Below are 19626 nucleotides of genomic sequence, written 5' to 3'. Positions count from 1 at the left end.
TCCCGACCGATGACCAGCGCAGCAGAAATCATCGCGACACTCGGGCTGAAGCCGCACCCCGAAGGCGGCTGGTACGCGGAAACCTTTCGCGACGAGGCCGGTGGAGCGCGTGGCCATTCGACCGCTATCTATTTCCTGCTGGAACAGCACCAGCTTTCGGCCTGGCATCGGGTCAAGGATGCAGCCGAGGTCTGGCATTTCCACGCCGGTGCGCCGCTGGCGCTGTCGATGTGGGAAGAAGGCGGCCCAAAGGGCAGCCGGGTGATTGAGCAGGTGCTCGGCATCGAGCTCGCGGCCGGTGAACGGCCACAGATCGTCGTACCGGCGGGCTGGTGGCAATCGGCGCGCAGCCTGGGCGAATGGACGCTGGTCGGCTGTACCGTCGCGCCGGGTTTTGATTTCGCCGCCTTCGAACTGGCCGAGCCGGGCTGGCAGCCTAACCCAGCAAGAAACCAAGCGTGATCGCAAGCTGGGCGGCATAGTACAGCACCCAGACGGCCAAACGCATCCAGGCGCGATGCGGCGAGATGGCGGCCACCAGAAATTTCTCGGTGGCCAGCAGCCCGTCCGATGCCATGAACAGCACAGCGCCGCCGATGACCCAGGTGCTGCTGGTGGTCAGCGCAGCCATGCCCATCGCCAGGATCGCCACGACATAGATGGCGATCGGCACACGCAGGCCGGGGCCGACGCGGCGCCAGAGCGCGGCGAGCATGACGATGACGAACACCGCCAGTGCCAGCGCGATCGCCCCGCGCCAGGGCTCGGCGCCAAGCAAGCCCGACCCGCTACCGCTGCGCAGGAACAGCGCGATGTAGACGATGTGGGCGACAAGGAAGCTGGCCAGCCCACCGAGAAACGCCCTTTCGCCGTCACGCGACAGGAAGGCGTCGCCCACCGCGCTGAGCGCAAGAGCCGCGACCAGCAGCAGGGGGCCGCCTTGCAGCGCCGCAAGCACGGCAAGCATCGCGACCGCAAGCGTCTTCGCCGCTGAGCGGGCAAGGCTCGGCGGCATACCCAGCGTGAAGGCATAGATCACCGCCGCCACCAGCGAGAAGATCAGTGTCGCATTGGCATTGGCGTCGATGCCGCCGGCAAACGGCATCGTCATGCCCCGGCTCCGCTTTCGGATGCCTTGGCTACGCTCTCGGCCGCGGCCGGCTTGCGCAGGAACAGCGACTTTGCCGCCAGGGCCGCTCCACCGGTGATGAGCACGCAAGCGGCGAGGATGCGCAACGACGGCTCGGCGACGCCGGCTCCAATCAGCACCAGCGTCGAGAGCAGCGGCGCCGCGTAGCTTGCCGCGCCCAGCACCTGGATGTTGCCGCGCTTGACGCCGATGTCCCAGGCATAGAAGGCCGCACCCACCGGCATCAGGCCAAGCCCGAGTACGGCCAGCCACTGGCCGGCGCCACTTGGCAATACTGTCTGTTCCAGCGCCAGATGGCAGACGAGCGACAGCACGGCGGTCGCCGCGCAGAACCAGGTGACGATGCTGGTCGGCACCGAGGGAAAGCGCCGCGACAAAAGCGAATAGGACGACCAGAGCAGCGCGCAGACGGCGGCCATGGCATAGCCGAAGGCGTAGCGCGCATCGAAGGCAAGGCCGCCGCCCTTGGTGACGATCAGCACAGTGCCGGCAAGGCCGAGCAACGCGCCGACGACATGGTTCCACGCCAGCTTTTCGCCCGGCATCAGCGCGGAGCGCAGCGGCCACAGATAGGCGATCAGGCTGGCCTCGACCGCCGGCGCATTGCGCAGCGCGGTGAAATAGAAAAAGTGGTAGCCGAACAGGCCGGCGATGCCGATCAGCCAGACCTGCGGCGGTATTTTCTGGCTCTTGTCGGCGGCCGGCATGAACAGCCGCGCGACAAGCCCGACGCCGGTGCCTATCGAGAAGGTGATCGCCGACAAAAGGAACGGCGGCACCTTGCCGGACGCATCGGTGAGCAGCGCCAGAAGCGCCCACATGGCGACCGCCGAAAAACCGATCAGTGTTGCGCGCGCCATGTCCTCTCCCGTGGCGCGCCCTGTTCTGTTTCCAGGGCGGCCCTATTGTACCGCTTCGAACCGTCTCGCGCTTATGGTCAGCGGACCGATCTGGGTCCCTACCGTGGCGTGGATCGGCGCATATACGCCGGTTTGGCCGAGCGGTGCAAACGTCACCATCATCCGGCTTTTGTTCTTGAGGAACTCCAGCGCCTTGCGGCCCTTGCGATAGCCGGCCACCGGTTCGAAACCCATCCGGCAGGTGATGGTATCGCCCTTGTAGCCCGGCACCGAGATCGTGCCTTTCGAAGCGTAGGTCAGCGTCAGGTTGGCGCGCATCTCGCCGTCATAGAATTTCACCGTACGGCCGCAGACCTGGTCGAGGCTGTCGGCATGGATGACGGTCGCGGCCATCGGATCGAGCACCGATGCCAGGTCGCCGGCACCGATCGGCACCCAGTTGTTGGGGTCGCGCTGGCCCGGCGCCGGGATGACCTGCGTCGAGGTGACGGCGCCATTGGCAAAGCGAATGTCGATCGCCGACACCTTCTTGCCGGAGGTATAATCGGCGCGGAAGGCCTGGGGTACCATTTTCTTGCCGGAAATCGTGCCCTTGGACGAGATGGTGCCGCGCGTGTCGTCGAACAATTTGGCCAGTCCGGCGGCGCTGACAGTACCGTCGATCGCATAGGCGCCGTTCTCGTAATGGCTGGAGAAGGTCGATCTCGCGATCGAGAAGCCAAGGAATGACACCGTGTATTCGCCCTTGAAGGACTGCGGCGAGGCAGCCGACGCGGCGGACGGCAAGGCGAAAGCAAGCACGGCAACAAGTGCGTGAGGCAAACGAGGCATGCGGGATCGGATCCTTGATTTTCGGCCGGAGGCGGGCGACTCCGGTCTGGCGTGTCCCTATGAGACCGCTTATAGGATGAAATCCGGCCTTAATATGAAATGCCGGGCGCTTCCGTGGCGAAGCCGGAGCTTGACGCCCCGGTGAAATGCAACTATGGAACGCCAACTTTTTCCATAAGGCCGCCTGACCAGAACCGCGCGCCACCCGGCGTGGGCTTGAATGTTTGGCAGGTCCCGAGAGAATTGAAGGTTAGAATTATGTCCCGCACCTGCGAACTCACTGCCAAGGCAGTCCAGACCGGCAACAATGTGAGCCACGCCAACAACAAGACCAAGCGTCGCTTCCTGCCGAACCTCGTCAATGTGACGCTGATTTCGGAAGCGCTGAACCAGAATGTGCGCTTGCGCATTTCGGCCAACGCGCTGCGTTCGGTCGAACATCGCGGCGGCCTCGACGCTTTCCTGGCCAAGGCCGACGTCAAGGAACTGTCGCAGCGCGCGCGCCTGCTGAAGAAGCAGATCGCCAAGAAGCTGGCCGAACAGGTCGCTGCCTAACACCGGATAAAGGCGGGGGACCGCCCGGGCCAACCTGTGGTTGGCTTGGGGCATCGGATGGATCCGCAAGGGTTCGACAATCCGGTGCTCGACTACGAAGCGAGCACTGCCCCGATGGGCATCATGCTCCGCTGGTTCCATTACCCAGGATAAAAAAATGACTTCCTTCTCGCGATATCTGCCCTTCGTGGCCGCCATGGCGCTTGTCGTCGTGGCGTCGAACATCCTCGTGCAGTTCCCGATGCAGGGCCAGATCGGCGGCCTGTCTCTGGCCGACCTGCTGACCTGGGGGGCCTTCACCTATCCGTTCTCCTTCCTGGTCACCGACCTCGCCAACCGCCGCTATGGCCCTGCCGTGGCGCGCCGGATCGTCTTTGTCGGCTTCATGACGGCGGTGGTCTGCTCGATCCTCGTCCCGCCCTTCCTGTTCCGCCATGGCCTGATCGAATTCGAGACGGCCGCCGACCGGCTGGTGCGCATCGCTGCCGCTTCCGGTGCCGCGTTCCTGTCCGCGCAACTGCTCGACGTCACCGTGTTCAACCGGCTGCGCCGGCAGAGCTGGTGGCGGGCGCCGATCATCGGCACGCTTGTCGGGTCGGTGTTCGACACCATGGTGTTCTTCACCGTCGCTTTCTCGGCCGCTTTCGCTTTTGCGGGCCCAAACGACAGTTTCGCGCTCGAGACGGCGCCGCTGATGGGTGTCTTCCATGTCGAGGCCATGCGCTGGGTTTCCTGGGCGCTGGGCGATCTCTCGGTGAAGCTGATCATCGCGGTGGTCGCGCTCATCCCCTACCGGCTGCTCGCCGCTCGCTGGAGCCAGCCGGCGGTCGCGGTCTAAACCGTGATCCCCTGGGTCCAGCTTGATTCGGCCAAGACCGGGGATGGTGCCCAGGAACTTCGCCTCAAGCGGCGCGGCGGCGAATTCTCGATCATGCTCGACACCAACGAACTGATGAACAGCCGCCTCAGCGGCTCCGAGCAAGCGCTGGCCAAACTGTCCTGCCAAAGGATCGCGGGCCATCGCCAGCCGAGAATTCTGATTGGCGGCCTCGGCATGGGCTTTACCTTGCGCGCCGCGCTCGCCGAGTTGGGCGACGATGCCGAGATTGTCGTCGCGGAACTGGTGCCGGCGGTCGTCGCCTGGGCACGCGGCCCGATGGCCGAAGTGTTTGGCGGCTGCCTCGACGATCCCCGCGTCGCCGTCCAGGAGACCGATGTCGGGCAATTAATCCGGTCCGGACCCGCTGCCTGGGACGCCATCCTGCTCGACGTCGACAATGGCCCCGAAGGCATCGTCCACAAGGGCAATGACGCTCTCTACAGCCTCGCGGGCCTTGGCGCCGCACGCACCGCCCTCAAGCCGGGCGGCGTGCTGGCGGTGTGGTCGCAAGGACCGGACAGTGGCTTCACGCGGCGGCTGAAACAGGCAGGCTTCGCCGTCGAGGAGGTCAACACGCGCGCCAACGGCAAGCGCGGCGCTCGCCATGTCATCTGGATCGCCACCGCCGCGGGCAGGTTTTAGTCCTCGATATTACCCCATCAAGGACAGTAGAAACGACTCTGTCGCTGCGTCGGCTTCCTCGGCATAGCGGGCATCATAGCCCAGCCAGCCGTCGCCGCCGGAGGGAAGGTTGGGATTGGTGAAGGCATGCCTGGCACCGGCATAGAGGGTCAAGGCGCAGTCGCAACCCTTGGCCTCGAGCCAGGCCAGAACCTCCGTAACCCGCGCCGCATCGGCCACCACGTCACGCGATCCATGATGAAACCTGATGGGCGTCTCGATGGCGGCATAGTCGCCGTCCGGCTGGCCGAGCGCCCCGGACAGGATGACGGCTCCATGAACCAGCGGTGCGTCCGTGAGCATCTCCAGGACGCAGAAACCGCCGAGCGAGAAGCCGACGGCGGCAAGGAAAGGCGCCTGTGGGATGATGTCGCGAAACGCGCGGACCCCGGCTTGCAAGCGGCGCGACGCGGTGCGCGGATTGTCCCGCAGGAACTGGCTGGCTTGTGTCGCCTGGGCGTCGGAAGTGATGCGTACGCCCGCACCATAGACATCCGCTACCATCACGGCGAAGCCGAGGCTTGCGAACCGGCGCGCCTCGGCCAGCGGATAGTCATAGATGCCATACCAGTCGGGAACATAGATAAGGCCGCCGCGCACCGCGCCGTCGGGCATGACTATTCGGCCGGAAAAATCGATTCCATTGTCGCTATAGACCAAGGGCTGACCGGGTGTTGCCGACAGACCGCTCGCGGTCTCTGAGGCCGCCAGGGCGGTTGTGAGCATGGTACGGCGATCCAACATGATGACGACACTCCGATTGACAGGTTGGCCCGCACCATATTTTGTTTCCAGAAGCCGATAAAGTGAGGCCGCATGAACAACACTGTAGCCAAAAAGGAAACTATATCGCTGGCCGATCTGGCCCTGTTTCTCGAGGTCACGCGCCAGGGCTCGCTGACCAGAGCTGCCTGGCAAGCGGGTACGACAAAGAGCGCCGTGTCGAAGGCCACCCGGCGGCTGGAGCTGCGGCTGGGACGCGTCTTGCTCGAGCGCACCACGCGACGTCTTATCGTCACACCTGCCGGCGAGCTGTTACGCCAGCGCGGGCAGGCCCTGCTGGGCGACGTCGATGACCTGGCGCAAGCCCTGGAGGCGCAGGCCGACGGGCTCGCGGGCCCCTTGTGCATTTGCGCGCCGCCCGAGCTCGGTGCCTGGCTTTTGCAGACGTGTTTTGCACCGTTCCTGGAATTGCATCCCCGTATCCGCCTGGCTCTTCGTCTCGACTATGCCTATCAGGATCTGTTCGATCCCCACCTCGACCTCACCTTCCGTGTCGGGGCAATCGTCGACGACGCCATGGTCGCGCGCCGCATCGGCCAATTCCGGCGGGTGCTCGTCGCGAACAGGGCCATCGCCGATAGCCTGGCCGGCAAGGACCTGGCGACCGTGGCCAGGACTTTGCCCATGCTGGCTTTCGGCGATGGGGAAAGCGAGCTTGTCTTGTCGCGCGAGGCCGAGATCGCCACAGTCACGGTTCGCTCGGACCGGTTCAGCGCCAACACCTATCCTGCCTTGCTCGAAGCAGCCACGCAGGGCCTGGGCATCGCCGTCCTGCCCGATTTCTTCGTGCGGCGGCATGTCGAATCCGGCTCCGTCGTCCGGCTTTTTGCCGATTGGCAGTCCACGGATATACCAATCTATGTCATCCATCGCCGCGCCAGCCGTCGATCGCGGCGAGCCGAAGCCTTGCTGTCCTTTATCGGGCCGGCTCTGGTGGGCCTATCGGAATTGGCCGCTCCTGTGAAGTGAGACATTCACGACGGAGATCATCGGCATCGTGCGCGAGGCCGAAACGCGGGCCGCCTCGCCACCAACAGCTCACATCCTTGATAGGAAGCCGGGGCAGCGAAACGGCCGCAGGCGGTTTTTACTTCGACTTCTGGAGTTCCACGGCAAGGGCCTCCAACAGCCCGCGGGTCCCCTCTTCCCGCCCTTTCGCGGAATCGACACCGTCGAAAAACGCACCTTGCTCGGTATAGGTCAGCCGCGTGCCATTGCCCGAGGGCGTCAACTCGACAGTGGTCAGCGATGCCGACATTGGCTGCGGACCGATCGCCATCCTGTAGGAGAAGACAATGCGCTGGTCGGCAACGATGTCCTGGAACTGGGCGTCGAGCCTGATCTCCGGGCCACCGCCATAGCTGAAGCGCGACACCTCGCCACCACCGACCCGGAAATCGAAGCTGAATTCGGCGACGGTAAAACCGTCGCCGTCGACCCGCCAACGCCGCACAGTCGCCTTGTCGGCAAAGGCATGGAAGACGCGATCCGGCGATTGCGGGTACGTGCGCTCGATGGTGAATGTTGAATGGATGACGGAATGCTCTTCTTTCACGGGGGCGATCTGGTTCATATCTGCTCGTCCTTTTCCTGATCTTGAACTTTCGGGGATGGTTGGTCCGTCTCGGCCAGAATCTCACCGAGCCGGTCGAGGTGGCGTTCCGCCGTTATGCGGCGTTCGGTAATCCAGTCGGCGAGCGGAGCGAGCCCGCCCGGTTCGATCCGGCAGGTGCGCACCCGCCCGATCTTTTCGCTGCGGATCAGCCCGCAGGCCTCCAACACCTGCAGATGCTGCAAGACGGCGGCGAAGGTCATGCCGAAAGGCTCCGCCAGCTGGCTGACGGTGGCCGGTCCGCGGCTCAACCGTTCCAGGATCTGGCGACGCGTGGGCTCGACAAGAGCGCGAAGGATGCCGTCGATCGTGAAATAGTTAAGCATGGACTTGAGTATTGCGGCGGCGACGCTAATTGTCAAGTCTGGACTAAAGTATTCTGGCGAACGCAAATCGAGGGATGAGCAGGCGACTCCCACTCCGCCGCTGCTTCGCAGCGGCGGAGTGGGAGAAGGCGCCCGACCTGATCGAACTCGCCTCAAATCAAAGCCGCTGTTGAAAGCCCGCAACTCAGCTTCGCAGTTGGAGCTGCCACTCAATCCTGGTGCAGGATAAATTCCAGATAGAGGTTGCGCTGCAAGATCGAGTGGTTGTCGTCGGAGATCAGCGACACCATCACCGCGCCGTCATCGCGCGTCCAGACGTCGAGACCTTCCATATTGTCGATCTGGTAGCCCATGTCGGCGTCCAGCAGCACCGGTCCGTCGGCGACGGCGCCTTTCTCGACACTCTCGCCATAGATGCGCCGCAGCCGCATCTTGAGGCCACCCGCCATGGTGAAACTGCGCTCCAGCAGCAAAAGGTCGCCGTCCGGCAGGAAGGCGCCGTCGGTGATGTCGAAATCGCCATTGCGCTTGACGGTCAAGACACCCTTGTGCGGCCCTTCGATGATGGCGGCATAGATGTTGCCTGATTTGTCGAGGCTCTTTTCCGAGACCACGACGAGACCGCCCGCATGCTGGCCGTTGGCATTGGCATGGGTGACGGTCTCGAAGCCGCGATTCTGGCGCAGCTCCCGCGCCGGTACCAGGAAATCCAGCTGCCGGTATGGCCCCTTCATATCAGTCGGATCGATCCTGAACTGGGCGACGCGGTGGTTGCGCTCGAAACCGACCGTGGCGATGCCGTCCTTGACGGCGAGGCCTTCGGCATCGACCTCCCATTTCTCGTCGATCGGCTGTCCGCCCTGGTCGACCATCTGCTGCATGCGGAAATTCTGGATGCCCACGGGGTGCCTGTCGGCGTCGCGGGCCACCGTGCCGTAGAACCAGTAGCCGGTGTCGGCTACGCCGATGAAATCGCTCCCCGCTTTCAGAAACCGGAAGGCCGACAGCGCGCCGAAATCGCGCGATTTCGATGTCATTTCCAGTCCACCGACGAATTCGAGCGAACCGAACTGCTTGTCGGCCTTGCCAATACGGAATTCGGTGATCGGACGGGCCGAAACCTCGATGGGTTCAACCGGAGCTGAGCGGGCTGACGCCGAAGCCACGCCGGCGAACAGAGCGATGGCGGCGAAGAGCGTTTGCCGAAACCCGCCGCGCGAAAAGATCATCCGGCGCGCCGCATGCCGCCGCGCCGCGTGTCGCGTGCGCTTTCCTCGGCAAACAGCGAGGCCAGTTGCTCGGTCATGGCGCCGGCCAGTTCCTCGGCATCGACGATGGTGACGGCGCGCCTGTAATAGCGCGTGACGTCATGGCCAATGCCGATGGCCAGCAGTTCCACCGGGGAGCGCGTCTCGATCAGCTCGATCACGGCGCGCAGATGGCGTTCGAGATAATTGCCGGGGTTCACCGAAAGCGTCGAATCGTCGACCGGCGCGCCGTCCGAGATCATCATCAGGATCTTGCGCTGTTCGGGCCGAGCGATCAGGCGATTGTGCGCCCACAGCAGCGCCTCGCCGTCGATGTTTTCCTTGAGCAGGCCTTCGCGCATCATCAGGCCGAGATTGCGCCGTGCCCGCCGCCACGGATGATCGGCGGATTTGTAGATGATGTGGCGCAAATCGTTGAGGCGGCCGGGGTTCGGCGGCTTGCCGTCCTTCAGCCATTTTTCGCGCGCCTGCCCGCCCTTCCACGCCCGCGTGGTGAAGCCGAGGATCTCGACCGAAACGCCGCAGCGCTCCAGCGTGCGTGCGAGGATGTCGGCGCAGGTGGCGGCGACCGTGATCGGCCGGCCGCGCATCGAGCCCGAATTGTCGAGCACCAGCGTCACCACCGTGTCGCGGAATTTGGTGTCCCGTTCTTGCTTGAAGGACAGCGGCTGCATCGGATCGATGACGACGCGCACCAACCGCGCCGGGTCGAGGTAGCCCTCTTCCAGGTCGAAATCCCAGGACCGGTTCTGCTGCGCCATCAGCCGGCGCTGCAGCCTGTTGGCCAGCCGCCCGACCACGCCCGACAGATTGGCCAGCTGCTTGTCGAGGAAGGCGCGCAGCCGGTCGAGTTCTTCCTCCTCGCACAGCTCTTCGGCGCCGACCGTCTCGTCGAAGGCTGACGTGAAGACCTTGTAGTCGATTTCCTTCGGCAGATTGGTGAAGGGATTGTCGTTGCGCCGCGCCTCGCCGGGCGTCTCGGCATCCGCATCGTCGTCGTCGGACAGATCGTCGGCGGTGGCGTCGGAGGCCTCCGTCTCGGAGGACTGCTCGTCATCGGCCGAAGCCTCGGCATCCTCGGACCGCGACTGCTCGGAGCCGGAATCCTCTTCACCGCCCTCCTCGCTCTGCTCCTCGCCTTGAGGCTGGTTGTCGTCATTGTCCTCGGAGTCTTCCGTCTCCTGGTCGTCGCCGAGTTCCTCGGCCATCTCCATGGAGGCGAGCATCTCGCGCACGACGCGGGCAAAGGCCTGCTGGTCGTCGAGCTTGGCCGACAGGCCGTCGAGGTCGGCCTTGGCCTTTTCCTCGACCCACGGCCGCCAGAGTTCGACCAGCCGCTCGCCGCTCTTCGGCACCTGCCGGCCGGTCAGCTTCTCGCGCACCATCAGCGCCAGCGCTTCCTCGATCGGCGCGTCGGCCTTGTCCTTGACGTCGACGAGGTTGGCCTTGGCGTATTTGTCCTCCAGCATCGAGCCGATATTGTCGGCGACGCCCTGCATGGCGCGGCTGCCGATCGCCTCGACGCGGGCCTGCTCGACCGCGTCATAGATGGCGCGGGCCGCCTTGCCTTCCGGCGCCAGCTTGCTGTGGATGCGCGCATCATGGCACGCGCGCTTCAGCGCCATGGAATCGCCGAGGCCGCGGGTAATCGCAATGTCGGTCTTCGACGCCTTTTTCGGCAGTTCCGGCAGACGCGCGCGGCTGCCGGCGAGCGCCGGCCGATCCTTGGCGAAGCCGACTTCCATGTCCTTGTCGCCGGCAATGGCGCGCATGCAGACGGTGACGGCGCGCTTGAAGCTGTCGGCTTCAGACCCCGTCTTCGACTTGTTGCGCGTGTTGTCGCCCGGACCCGCCATCGAGGCTCTGCTTACCCCAGCACCACGTTGGCGGCGCTTTCGGGCAGATCCTCGCCAAAGGCGCGCTGGTAGAACTCGGCCACCACCGAACGCTCCAGCTCGTCGCACTTGTTGAGGAAGGTCAGCCGGAACGCCATGCCGATATTGCCGAAGATCTCGGCGTTCTCGGCCCAGGTGATGACCGTACGCGGGCTCATCACTGTTGACAGGTCGCCATTGATGAAGGCGGAACGCGTCATGTCGGCGACGCGCACCATCTTGTTGACGATGTCCTTGCCCTTGCTGTCGCGATAGTGCTTGGCCTTGGCCAGCACGATGTTTACTTCATTGTCGTGCGGCAGATAGTTCAGCGTGGTGACGATCGACCAGCGATCCATCTGCGCCTGGTTGATCTGCTGTGTGCCGTGATAAAGGCCGGTCGTGTCGCCCAGCCCAACCGTGTTGGCGGTCGAGAACAGCCGGAATGCCGGATGCGGACGGATGACCCGGCTCTGGTCGAGCAGCGTCAGCCGGCCCGAGGATTCCAGCACGCGCTGGATGACGAACATCACGTCCGGGCGGCCGGCATCATATTCGTCGAAGCAGAGCGCCACATTGTGCTGGTAGGCCCAGGGCAGGATGCCATCGCGGAATTCGGTGATCTGCAAGCCGTCCTTGACGACGATCGCGTCCTTGCCGACGAGATCGATACGGCTGACATGGCTGTCGAGGTTGACGCGCACGCAGGGCCAGTTGAGACGGGCGGCGACCTGTTCGATATGCGTCGACTTGCCGGTGCCGTGATAGCCGGACACCATGACGCGGCGGTTGTAGGCAAAGCCAGCCAGGATCGCCAGGGTCGTTGCCTTGTCGAACAGATAGTCCGGATCGACGTCAGGCACATGTTCTGATGTCACCGAATAGGCCGGCACCACCATCTTGGAGTCGAAGCCGAATTTATCCTTCACCGACACTGTCGTGTCGGGCAGGTTGGCAATGTCGCGATCGACCTTGTTCATATCTCTCAACGTCTCCACGGGCGAAACGTCCCGTTTCGCCGGCAATCGATTTTGTTCGGGGGCGGTCTTAGAGCCTTTTCCAACCTTATGAAAGTTGGAAAGCGACACAAACCGTAGGGTCGCTCAGCACAGGCCCGCCTGTTTGAGCACGCGATAGGCCTGCAGCACATCGCGGAACCGGTCTTCCGAACCTCTGTCGCCGCCATTCGCATCCGGATGGTGACGTTTCACCAGTTCCTTATAGCGCGCCTTGATATCCTTGCCAGTCGCCTTTGTATCAAGGCCAAGCGTTTCCAGCGCCTTGGCCTCAAGCGGCTTGGCCTTGCGCTCGCGCGCCTCTCGCGGATCCTTCGGCCCCTTGAACAGGTCGAACGGGTCGCGCATGCGGTTGTAATAGCCGGCGCGGCCGGAGCGCATCTGCGCCATATCGGGCGATGAGCGCGTCGAGGCGCCGTTGACGCCCATCTTCCAGGTCGGCCGGTGGCCGGTCATGGCTTCCTTCTGGAAGCGCGCGACCTCGGTGTCCGGCACGCCGGAGAAGTAGTTGAAGCCCTTGTTATACTCGCGCACATGGTCGAAGCAGAAGCGGAAATACTCGCCCTCCTTCATGCGCCCGACCGGCGCGCGGTGGGTGCCCGGCTCCTTGCAGCCGTCCCACTGGCAGATCGGCGAGTGCGACTTCAGCTCCGCATCCTTCTCCGGGCGGATGCGAATCTTCTCGAAATATTTGGGATACGGCTTCATCTCACCCATTTATGGGGCGTTCGCGGATGCGAAACAAGAATTGACATTTTCACGATCATCGCCCTAACCGCTGAATCGCGGCTTAAAGCAGGCGAATGTCGGATTTAGTTGCGCAAGAGCGGCCCCCCTTGTGAAACCGATTTCCGGTTCTCACGCTGGTGCGCCAAGCATATGTGGTGAACGGAGACGGCGATGTCCATACAGGCGACCATGGAAGACAAGCTCAACAAGGCATTTTCGCCGGAGCGGCTGGTCATCATCAACGAAAGCCATCTCCACGCGGGCCACCATCACCACGGCTCGGACCATCACGGCGCCTATGACGGCACCGGCGAGACGCATTTTCGCGTCCGCGTCGTGTCGTCCGCCTTTGCCGGCATGAGCCGCATCGACCGCCACCGCGCAGTCAACGAACTGCTTGCCGACGAACTGAAGGCCGGCGTTCATGCATTGGCGATCGAACCGGCTGCGCCCGGCGAAAAGACCCGCTGGTAGGTTAGACCCGCAGTCAAATCACCGCTTCGATAAGGAACGGCCCGCGCCGCGACAGCGCGCTGTCCAGCAGGGCGTCGAAGCGCTCGCATGTGTCGGCGCGCGCCGCCTCCACGCCCATGCCCTTGGCCAGCGATACCCAGTCCAGCGCCGGACGGTCGAGGTCAAGCATGCGCCTGGCGTTCTCGCCGATCGCGTCGACGCCGACATTCTTCATCTCGCCATGCAGGATGGCGTAGGTGCGGTTGGAAAAGACGATCGTCACCACGTCGAGATTTTCCCGCGCCTGCGTCCACAGGCCCTGCACCGTGTACATGCCGCTGCCATCGGCCTCCAGATTGATCACCTTGCGGTCGGGACAGGCGATCGCCGCTCCTGTCGCCATCGGAATGCCGCCACCGATCGATCCGCCGGTGCCCATCATGTAGTCGTGCGGCGCGGCAAAGGCCGACAGAGCGAAGAAGCGTCGCGCCGAGGTGACCGCCTCGTCGCAGACGATCGCATTGTCCGGCAGCTTGCGCGCCACCGACAGCGCGATGGCATCCTCAGTCAGCTCGCCGCTCGGCGCAGCCTCGTCGGGAAAAGCGGTTGCGAAGTCAGCCTGTTGCGATGGTTTGACGCCGAGTTCGTCCCGAAGCGCCTCCAGCGCCGCATGCAGGTCCTGGCCATGAGCAGCGAGCGTCAGCACCTGGCAGTCGTCGCGCACCAGCCGTCCCGGTTTTCCCGGATAGGCGAAGAAAGCGACCGGCTCTCTGCCGCCGACCAGCACAACAACGTCGATATCCCCGAGCAGCGCCGTCGCCGCGTCGATCGGATAGGGAATACGTGTCGGCGCGACGCGTCCGCGCCCGCGTTGCATGCGCGCGATCAGGACCTCGCTGAACAGGCGGACATCGCAGGCTGTCGAAATCTGGCCGGCGATCTCGAGCGCATCGGCCCGCGCCGCTCGCCCGCGAACGATCATGCCGACACGGCCCGGACCCGCACGGATCGCAGCGGCGGTCGCGCGTACGGCGTCCCTGTCGACGACCGGCGGCGGTGAAAGCACGATCTTGCCCGGCGAGACCGGAGCAGCATCGCCCCACGCAGCATCCGCCGGCAGGATCAGCGTCGTGACGCCGGGCGGCGTCAGCGACGCGCGAAAGGCCTCCTCCGTGGCCGGCTGGACATCGGCCGGCCCCGCGATGCGGCGAACCCAGTTGGACATCGGCGCCGCCAAGCCTTCGATGTCACTGGTCAACGGCGCATCGAGCGGCAAATGATAGGAAGCGTGGTCGCCGACGATGTTGATCATCGGGCTGAACGCACGCCGGGCGTTGTGCATGTTGGCCAGCCCATTGGCCAGGCCCGGGCCGGTATGCAGCAAGGTCGCAGCAGGGCGGTCGGTCATGCGCGCATAGCCGTCGGCGGCGCCCGTCACCACGCCCTCGAAAAGGCCGAGCACGCAGCGCATCGCAGGCTTGCGGTCGAGCGCGGCAACGAAATGCATTTCGGAGGTGCCGGGATTGGCGAAGCAGACCTTCACACCATTGGCCAGCAGCACGTCGCACAGGACATCGGCGCCATTCATGCAATTTTTCTCCAAGTCATGAGAACCAATTGCACCTAGGGATGTCCGCACGGCAATATCCCGCCGCTGCTTTTGGCATGATCCAGTTGCAGAGGTGGGCGAGCGGAAGTCGACAGCGATCAGCCGACCGTCGATTTCAGGAATGTCAGCGCGGCAGCGGTCAGCGGATCGCCATCCCTGCCGAAATCGCGGTTGATCGACATGTGCGTATAGGCGCTGCCATCGAACAGCGTGACCTTCGTGCCAGTGGCGCGCAGGCGCTCGGCGAAGGCTTTCGACTCCTCGCCACGGCCTGGCGCCCCCGAATACGCGATGAAGGTCGGCGGATGCTTGCGGCCATCGACATAGCTGGCCGGCGACAATGCCGCCCATTGTGAAGGATTGGAAAAGACCCGCGCATAGGCCCGCACCATGCCGCCGTTCTTCTCGAGCGCCGCAAGATCATAGGCCCTGGTGTCGTCGAGCAGCAGGCCGGCGACGCCGGGCAGCCCGCCGCGCATGCCGGTCAATGCAATCAGATGGCAGCCGGCGGAATGGCCCATGCCGACAATGCGCTTGGGGTCGCCGCCATGTCCGGCGATGTTGGCCCGGACATAGGCATGAGCCTTTTCGACATCGGCGGCCTGGGTAGCCACATCCGCCTCAGGCAGCATGCGATAGTCGATCGAGACGAAGCAGAAGCCGTTGGCGAGCAGGAAAGCCGGCTTGGCGCCGACCTGGCTGCGCTTGCCAAACTCCCAGGCGCCGCCATGAACGAAGAAGACCACCGGCAGTCCGCTCGCGTCATCGGGCGCGTAGATGTCGAGCTTGGCCGGGCCGTAGTCGAAAGTCTTGGGAGAGGGCGACGACTGGCGCGCGAACGTCGTGGCCGGCAAGAAAGCCGCCATCGAAGCCAGAAGCAGGGTTCGCCGATCGATCATCATCTTCTCCTGACCGCCCGGCGCAAAATGCACCGGGACGTCGCTAAGTTCCAATGAAGGATCGGTAACGTGGCCAAAAGCGGTGCTACACGACCGGCCTGATCCTCAGCCTGGCGATGCGGTTCTTGTCCCGCTTCATGACGATGAAGCGCTTGCCGTGGAACGTGAAGGCCTGCTTCTCGTCGGGGATCGACTGCGCCTCGTGGATGACAAGGCCGGCAATGGTGGTCGCCTCCTCGTCCGGCAGGTTCCAGTCGAGCGCCCGGTTCAGATCGCGGATCGGTACATTGCCATCGACGACGACGGAGCCGTCGGCCTCCTGCTTGACGCCCTGGATGTCGACATCATGCTCGTCGGCGATTTCGCCGACGATCTCCTCGATGATGTCCTCCAGCGTCACCAGCCCTTCGACCTCGCCATATTCGTCGACGACGACGGCGAAGTGCGCCTTGCGGCGCAGGAAGGCGTTGAGCTGTTCCTGCAAAGTCGTGGTGTCGGGCACGAACCAGGGTTTCGAGGCGATCTTCATCACGTCGATCTTGGAAAAATCGTTGCCGACTTCGTTCAGTGCGCGCAGCAGATCCTTGGCGTGCAGAACGCCGACAATGTTGTCGAGCGAGCCCTTCCACAGCGGCATGCGGGTGTGCGGGCTCTGCAGGATGTCGCGCACCACCGCTTCCGGCGCATTGTCGGCATTGACCGAGCGCATATTGGTGCGGTGGACCATGATGTCGGAGACTTCGAGCTCTTCGAGATCGAACAGGCCGCCGATGCGGTCGCGATCCTCGCGCACCACCTGGCCGTCGCGGCGGAAATCGTCGACCGCGCCGCGCAATTCGGCCTCACTCGAGCGCTGCGGCTCGATACGCGACAGCTCGTAGCCGAACATGGCGAGGAGGCGAGTGCGCACCGCAACGACGAGCAGGATGAGGATGGCAAGAACGGCGACGACGATCCAACCCGTCTCGTTGTCCATCTCAGCCGGCTTTCCGGCTGGATGGATGGTTTTCCCTCAGGAACGACAGCACTTCCGAAGCCGGGACGTCCTTGGCAATGAAGGCCTGGCCGATGCCGCGCGTCAGGATGAAGGTCAGCGCGCCACGCGACACCTTCTTGTCCTGGGTGATGAAGGAAAGCAGCGCCTCGGCATCGGGCAGATCGCCCGCAATATCGGCCATCCGCCACGGCAAGCCGACGGCGCGCAGATGCGCCTCGACGCGTGCCGCGTCGTCGGGGCTCGCCAGATTGAGCCGCGAGGAGAAGCGATGCGCCAGCGCCATGCCGATGGCGACCCCCTCGCCATGGACGAGGCGGGCACCGTCATACCGCGTGGCGGCTTCGAGCGCATGGCCGAATGTGTGGCCAAGATTGAGCAGCGCCCGGTCGCCGGTCTCGAACTCGTCGCGGGCGACGACATCGGCCTTGGCGCGGCAGGCTTCGGCAATCGCCTGCGCCCGCTCCGGACCGCCGGCGAACACCTTTTGCCAGTTCACTTCCAGCCAGGCGAAAAGTTCCGGCCGGTCGATCAGCCCGTATTTGGCGAGTTCGGCATAGCCGGCACGGAATTCGCGGATCGGCAGCGTGTCGAGCACTTCCGTGTCGGCCAGCACCAGCCTGGGCTGCAGGAAGACGCCGACAAGGTTCTTGCCGCGCGGGCTGTTGATGCCGGTCTTGCCACCGACCGAGGAATCGACCTGCGCCAGCAGCGAGGTCGGGACCTGCACGAAATTCATGCCGCGCCGCACAATGCCGGCGGCAAAACCCGTGAGATCGCCGATGACGCCACCGCCCAGCGCGATGACGACATCGCCACGCTCCAGCCTTGCCGCCAGAATCCCATCGACCACCTCTTCGAGATGGGCAAAGCTCTTGGTTTTCTCGCCCGGCGGCATCGTGATGACGGTGGGTTGAATGCCACCCTTCTCAAGCCCTGCCTTCAGCGTATCGAGATGCGCGGCGGCGACATTCTCGTCAGTGACGACAGCCGCGCGTGTACCTGGCAGACGGCGCGAAATCTCCTCGCCGGCGCGCGACAGAAGGCCGGAGCCGATCAATATGTCGTAGGCGCGGTCGCCAAGGCCGACTTCGACGGTGACTGGCTGGTCCACGCTCACGATTCGATCTCGCCCGTCGCTGCAATTTCATCGATGCCGAAATGTCGGCACAGTGCGACCAACACCTCGGCCGCGATGACCTCCTTGCGGTCGTCGCGGGTCGGCACGGTGACATCTGATGTCGCGTAGACCGGATAGCGTTCGCCCATCAGCCGCTCCAGCACGGCGCGGGGATCGGCACTCTTCAACAGCGGCCGGTTCTGCTTCTTCGAGACCCGGTCCATCAGAAGGTCGAGCTCGGCCCTCAGCCACACCGACACGCCATGGCCAGCGATGGCTTCGCGCGTCTGCGCGTTCATGAAGGCGCCGCCGCCGGTCGACAGAACCTGCGGGCCATTTTCAAGCACGCGCAGGATGACGCGCTGCTCCAGGGCCCTGAACTCTGTCTCGCCATAGCGCTCGAACAGCTCCGGCACGGTCATGCGCGAGACGCTTTCGATCTCCTGGTCGCTGTCGATGAAAGGCAGCGAAAGCATCGTCGCCACCTTGCGGCCGATCGCCGTCTTGCCGGCGCCCATCAGGCCGACAAAGACGACGGACCGGCTGCCCAGCCGGCCAAGCAGCGCTGCGTGGCTCTCGCCCGGAGGATTTGCTTGTGGCGCGTTCATCAGCTGTTTCTTGGACCCTCTTTGCCGGCGTATCGACATGAAAAGCCGGTTTGCGTCAAGCGTGCCGAGTATAGGCAAGTCTATATCGGACGGAGGATGCTCGCATTAGAAGTTGCTGACAGGCCTCCGCTTCTTCCTTGAATTGGCCGGATAGGCGTCCCATAAGGGCACAGGGTTTGGAAACGCAGAACAAGAAGACGGGCGAAAATTGATGCCGACACTGTTTCGCTTTGTCGTGATCCTCGCGATTCTGGCCGGCATTGCCTATGGTACGATGTTCGCATTGGTGATGTTCGTCGAGCCCAAAAAAGCCGAGATGAGCGTGCGCATCCCGCCGGAAAAGCTGAACCCCAAGAAAAACTGATCCAGAAGAAAACTGATCCCCGAGGATGAACAGCGCCGCCCGCATCGAGGCCTTCCTGGAAATGATGAGCGCCGAGCGCGGCGCGGCCGAAAACACGCTGTCCTCCTACCGCCGCGACCTGGAAGACGCCTCCACCGGAATCGATGGCGGGCTTGCCAGTGCTGGTGCCGCTGATATCCGCGCCTATCTCGACGATATCGCCGCGCGCGGCTTCGCACCGACCTCGCAGGCGCGCAAACTGTCGGCCATCCGCCAGTTCTTCAAATTCCTCTACGCCGAGGGCCTGCGCACCGACGACCCGACCGGCACGCTGGACAGCCCGAAAAAGGGCCGTCCACTGCCCAAGACGATGAGCGAGGCCGAGACCGGCCGGCTAATCGACCGCGCCGCTATGGAAGCCGGCGATGCCGGGCTGGGCTACAGCGACAGGCTGGCCGCGCTGCGCATGCATGCGCTGGTCGAGGTGCTGTACGCCACCGGCCTGCGCGTTTCCGAGCTGGTCGGCCTGCCGGTGACGGTGGCGCAGCGCGACGACCGTTTCTTCATGGTGCGCGGCAAGGGCGACAAGGAACGCATGGTGCCGCTGTCGGCCAAGGCGCGGGTGGCGATGCGCGCCTGGCTTGCCGCCCGGGCCGGAGTGCCCGCCTTCGCCGACAGCCCGTTCCTGTTTCCGGCAGCATCCGATAGCGGCTATCTCTCGCGCCAGGTCTTTGCCCGTGACCTGAAAGGGCTGGCGGCGCGGGCGGGCATCACCTCGGCGAAGATATCGCCGCATGTGCTGCGCCATGCTTTCGCCAGCCATCTCCTGCAGAACGGCGCCGATCTCAGGGCGGTGCAGCAGTTGCTCGGCCATGCCGACATATCGACGACACAGATTTATACCCACGTGCTGGAGGAGCGGCTGGTGCGGCTGGTCAACGATCATCATCCGCTTGCCGACTAGGCCTCATATCGCTATGTGAGGACGACATTTCACCGCCGGGAGCCTTGGTTTCAAGGGTTCCGCAGTCCTTG

23 protein-coding genes are annotated in these 19626 nt (G+C 64.1%); 8 read left to right on the top strand and 15 right to left on the bottom strand.

The genetic code is table 11. From position 1 onward, the window contains the following. Positions 1-9 precede the first annotated feature (9 nt). Positions 10-462, top strand: a complete 453-nt coding sequence (locus tag ACWGS8_RS02690) for a cupin domain-containing protein (RefSeq protein WP_454580108.1) — start codon at positions 10-12, stop codon at positions 460-462. Here ACWGS8_RS02690 and ACWGS8_RS02685 read toward each other — a convergent pair. The 3 genes from ACWGS8_RS02685 to ACWGS8_RS02675 are packed head-to-tail and all read right to left on the bottom strand — an operon-like array spanning position 437 to position 2841. Beyond that, positions 437-1111, bottom strand: coding sequence for a lysoplasmalogenase family protein (locus tag ACWGS8_RS02685; RefSeq protein WP_454579476.1), 675 nt, complete (start codon positions 1109-1111; stop codon positions 437-439). The two genes, ACWGS8_RS02690 and ACWGS8_RS02685, sit on opposite strands and share 26 nt — an antisense overlap. Next, positions 1108-2010 carry an aromatic amino acid exporter YddG gene (gene yddG / locus ACWGS8_RS02680; RefSeq protein WP_454579475.1) on the bottom strand — a complete coding sequence of 301 codons (903 nt, stop codon included), beginning with the start codon at positions 2008-2010 and terminating at the stop codon, positions 1108-1110. The genes ACWGS8_RS02685 and yddG overlap by 4 nt, the downstream gene beginning before the upstream one ends. Positions 2011-2052: 42 nt before the next feature. Then, positions 2053-2841 carry a DUF3108 domain-containing protein gene (locus ACWGS8_RS02675; protein ID WP_454579474.1) on the bottom strand — a complete coding sequence of 263 codons (789 nt, stop codon included), beginning with the start codon at positions 2839-2841 and terminating at the stop codon, positions 2053-2055. Between the two features lie 258 nt (positions 2842-3099). Here ACWGS8_RS02675 and rpmB point away from each other — a divergent pair, with 258 nt between their 5' ends. From rpmB to ACWGS8_RS02660, 3 genes are all read left to right on the top strand, one after another. Next, the gene (gene rpmB / locus ACWGS8_RS02670) at positions 3100-3396 is read left to right on the top strand and encodes a 50S ribosomal protein L28 (RefSeq protein WP_010911765.1); all 297 of its coding nucleotides are present in this window, start codon (positions 3100-3102) and stop codon (positions 3394-3396) included. Between the two features lie 157 nt (positions 3397-3553). Continuing rightward, positions 3554-4234: a queuosine precursor transporter gene (locus ACWGS8_RS02665; protein WP_454579473.1), complete on the top strand. Its 681-nt coding sequence runs from the start codon at positions 3554-3556 to the stop codon at positions 4232-4234. 3 nt (positions 4235-4237) lie between these two features. Next, positions 4238-4918, top strand: coding sequence for a spermidine synthase (locus tag ACWGS8_RS02660; protein WP_454579472.1), 681 nt, complete (start codon positions 4238-4240; stop codon positions 4916-4918). Between the two features lie 9 nt (positions 4919-4927). Here ACWGS8_RS02660 and ACWGS8_RS02655 read toward each other — a convergent pair whose 3' ends face one another. Further along, positions 4928-5683 carry a dienelactone hydrolase family protein gene (locus ACWGS8_RS02655; protein WP_454579471.1) on the bottom strand — a complete coding sequence of 252 codons (756 nt, stop codon included), beginning with the start codon at positions 5681-5683 and terminating at the stop codon, positions 4928-4930. Between the two features lie 90 nt (positions 5684-5773). Here ACWGS8_RS02655 and ACWGS8_RS02650 point away from each other — a divergent pair, with 90 nt between their 5' ends. Continuing rightward, positions 5774-6709, top strand: a complete 936-nt coding sequence (locus ACWGS8_RS02650) for a LysR family transcriptional regulator (protein ID WP_454579470.1) — start codon at positions 5774-5776, stop codon at positions 6707-6709. 118 nt (positions 6710-6827) lie between these two features. Here ACWGS8_RS02650 and ACWGS8_RS02645 read toward each other — a convergent pair whose 3' ends face one another. The 6 genes from ACWGS8_RS02645 to ACWGS8_RS02620 all read right to left on the bottom strand — a co-directional run bounded on the left by ACWGS8_RS02645 (position 6828) and on the right by ACWGS8_RS02620 (position 12553). After that, positions 6828-7313, bottom strand: coding sequence for an SRPBCC family protein (locus ACWGS8_RS02645; RefSeq protein WP_454579469.1), 486 nt, complete (start codon positions 7311-7313; stop codon positions 6828-6830). Further along, positions 7310-7678, bottom strand: coding sequence for an ArsR/SmtB family transcription factor (locus ACWGS8_RS02640; protein ID WP_454580107.1), 369 nt, complete (start codon positions 7676-7678; stop codon positions 7310-7312). The genes ACWGS8_RS02645 and ACWGS8_RS02640 overlap by 4 nt, the downstream gene beginning before the upstream one ends. 209 nt (positions 7679-7887) lie before the next feature. Continuing rightward, entirely contained in the window at positions 7888-8907 is a 1020-nt protein-coding gene (locus tag ACWGS8_RS02635; protein WP_454579468.1) for an esterase-like activity of phytase family protein, read from the bottom strand. Beyond that, positions 8904-10802: a cobaltochelatase subunit CobT gene (gene cobT / locus ACWGS8_RS02630; RefSeq protein WP_454579467.1), complete on the bottom strand. Its 1899-nt coding sequence runs from the start codon at positions 10800-10802 to the stop codon at positions 8904-8906. The genes ACWGS8_RS02635 and cobT overlap by 4 nt, the downstream gene beginning before the upstream one ends. An 11-nt stretch (positions 10803-10813) precedes the next feature. Next, the gene (cobS, locus tag ACWGS8_RS02625) at positions 10814-11800 is read right to left on the bottom strand and encodes a cobaltochelatase subunit CobS (RefSeq protein ID WP_454579466.1); all 987 of its coding nucleotides are present in this window, start codon (positions 11798-11800) and stop codon (positions 10814-10816) included. A gap of 123 nt (positions 11801-11923) precedes the next feature. Next, on the bottom strand, positions 11924-12553 hold the full coding sequence (locus ACWGS8_RS02620) for a J domain-containing protein (protein ID WP_019861454.1): 630 nt from the start codon (positions 12551-12553) through the stop codon (positions 11924-11926). Positions 12554-12736: 183 nt separating this feature from the next. Here ACWGS8_RS02620 and ACWGS8_RS02615 point away from each other — a divergent pair, with 183 nt between their 5' ends. Continuing rightward, on the top strand, positions 12737-13039 hold the full coding sequence (locus tag ACWGS8_RS02615) for a BolA family protein (protein WP_019861455.1): 303 nt from the start codon (positions 12737-12739) through the stop codon (positions 13037-13039). 13 nt (positions 13040-13052) lie between these two features. Here ACWGS8_RS02615 and ACWGS8_RS02610 read toward each other — a convergent pair whose 3' ends face one another. From ACWGS8_RS02610 to ACWGS8_RS02590, 5 genes are all read right to left on the bottom strand, one after another. Then, positions 13053-14606, bottom strand: a complete 1554-nt coding sequence (locus tag ACWGS8_RS02610) for an acetolactate synthase large subunit (RefSeq protein WP_454579465.1) — start codon at positions 14604-14606, stop codon at positions 13053-13055. 119 nt (positions 14607-14725) lie between these two features. Next, on the bottom strand, positions 14726-15526 hold the full coding sequence (locus ACWGS8_RS02605; RefSeq protein ID WP_454579464.1) for an alpha/beta hydrolase: 801 nt from the start codon (positions 15524-15526) through the stop codon (positions 14726-14728). A gap of 85 nt (positions 15527-15611) precedes the next feature. Further along, positions 15612-16502 (bottom strand): HlyC/CorC family transporter, encoded by an 891-nt coding sequence (locus ACWGS8_RS02600; protein ID WP_454579463.1) that lies wholly within the window; start codon positions 16500-16502, stop codon positions 15612-15614. A gap of 1 nt (position 16503) precedes the next feature. Next, positions 16504-17640: a 3-dehydroquinate synthase gene (gene aroB, locus ACWGS8_RS02595; RefSeq protein WP_454579462.1), complete on the bottom strand. Its 1137-nt coding sequence runs from the start codon at positions 17638-17640 to the stop codon at positions 16504-16506. After that, a complete protein-coding gene (locus ACWGS8_RS02590; RefSeq protein WP_454579461.1) occupies positions 17637-18248 on the bottom strand; it encodes a shikimate kinase in 612 nt (203 codons plus the stop codon). The genes aroB and ACWGS8_RS02590 overlap by 4 nt, the downstream gene beginning before the upstream one ends. A 211-nt stretch (positions 18249-18459) precedes the next feature. Here ACWGS8_RS02590 and ACWGS8_RS02585 point away from each other — a divergent pair, with 211 nt between their 5' ends. Together ACWGS8_RS02585 and ACWGS8_RS02580 are read left to right on the top strand one after the other, a co-directional pair. Beyond that, positions 18460-18612, top strand: a complete 153-nt coding sequence (locus ACWGS8_RS02585) for a hypothetical protein (protein WP_019861463.1) — start codon at positions 18460-18462, stop codon at positions 18610-18612. A 25-nt stretch (positions 18613-18637) separates the two neighbouring features. Next, complete coding sequence (locus ACWGS8_RS02580) at positions 18638-19555, top strand: site-specific tyrosine recombinase XerD (RefSeq protein ID WP_454579460.1); 918 nt, start codon at positions 18638-18640, stop codon at positions 19553-19555. Positions 19556-19626 lie beyond the last annotated feature (71 nt).

Source organism: Mesorhizobium sp. 43Arga (assembly GCF_053714255.1).
This window is presented reverse-complemented; position numbering and strand designations above follow the sequence as displayed.

Coding starts and splice junctions, on each gene's coding strand:
- ACWGS8_RS02690 (WP_454580108.1), top strand. CDS start 10: ATGACCAGCGCAGCAGAAATCATCGCGACACTCGGGCTGAAGCCGCAC.
- ACWGS8_RS02685 (WP_454579476.1), bottom strand. CDS start 1,111: ATGACGATGCCGTTTGCCGGCGGCATCGACGCCAATGCCAATGCGACA.
- yddG (WP_454579475.1), bottom strand. CDS start 2,010: ATGGCGCGCGCAACACTGATCGGTTTTTCGGCGGTCGCCATGTGGGCG.
- ACWGS8_RS02675 (WP_454579474.1), bottom strand. CDS start 2,841: ATGCCTCGTTTGCCTCACGCACTTGTTGCCGTGCTTGCTTTCGCCTTG.
- rpmB (WP_010911765.1), top strand. CDS start 3,100: ATGTCCCGCACCTGCGAACTCACTGCCAAGGCAGTCCAGACCGGCAAC.
- ACWGS8_RS02665 (WP_454579473.1), top strand. CDS start 3,554: ATGACTTCCTTCTCGCGATATCTGCCCTTCGTGGCCGCCATGGCGCTT.
- ACWGS8_RS02655 (WP_454579471.1), bottom strand. CDS start 5,683: ATGCTCACAACCGCCCTGGCGGCCTCAGAGACCGCGAGCGGTCTGTCG.
- ACWGS8_RS02650 (WP_454579470.1), top strand. CDS start 5,774: ATGAACAACACTGTAGCCAAAAAGGAAACTATATCGCTGGCCGATCTG.
- ACWGS8_RS02645 (WP_454579469.1), bottom strand. CDS start 7,313: ATGAACCAGATCGCCCCCGTGAAAGAAGAGCATTCCGTCATCCATTCA.
- ACWGS8_RS02640 (WP_454580107.1), bottom strand. CDS start 7,678: ATGCTTAACTATTTCACGATCGACGGCATCCTTCGCGCTCTTGTCGAG.
- ACWGS8_RS02635 (WP_454579468.1), bottom strand. CDS start 8,907: ATGATCTTTTCGCGCGGCGGGTTTCGGCAAACGCTCTTCGCCGCCATC.
- cobT (WP_454579467.1), bottom strand. CDS start 10,802: ATGGCGGGTCCGGGCGACAACACGCGCAACAAGTCGAAGACGGGGTCT.
- cobS (WP_454579466.1), bottom strand. CDS start 11,800: ATGAACAAGGTCGATCGCGACATTGCCAACCTGCCCGACACGACAGTG.
- ACWGS8_RS02620 (WP_019861454.1), bottom strand. CDS start 12,553: ATGGGTGAGATGAAGCCGTATCCCAAATATTTCGAGAAGATTCGCATC.
- ACWGS8_RS02615 (WP_019861455.1), top strand. CDS start 12,737: ATGTCCATACAGGCGACCATGGAAGACAAGCTCAACAAGGCATTTTCG.
- ACWGS8_RS02610 (WP_454579465.1), bottom strand. CDS start 14,606: ATGAATGGCGCCGATGTCCTGTGCGACGTGCTGCTGGCCAATGGTGTG.
- ACWGS8_RS02605 (WP_454579464.1), bottom strand. CDS start 15,526: ATGATCGATCGGCGAACCCTGCTTCTGGCTTCGATGGCGGCTTTCTTG.
- ACWGS8_RS02600 (WP_454579463.1), bottom strand. CDS start 16,502: ATGGACAACGAGACGGGTTGGATCGTCGTCGCCGTTCTTGCCATCCTC.
- ACWGS8_RS02590 (WP_454579461.1), bottom strand. CDS start 18,248: ATGAACGCGCCACAAGCAAATCCTCCGGGCGAGAGCCACGCAGCGCTG.
- ACWGS8_RS02585 (WP_019861463.1), top strand. CDS start 18,460: ATGCCGACACTGTTTCGCTTTGTCGTGATCCTCGCGATTCTGGCCGGC.
- ACWGS8_RS02580 (WP_454579460.1), top strand. CDS start 18,638: ATGAACAGCGCCGCCCGCATCGAGGCCTTCCTGGAAATGATGAGCGCC.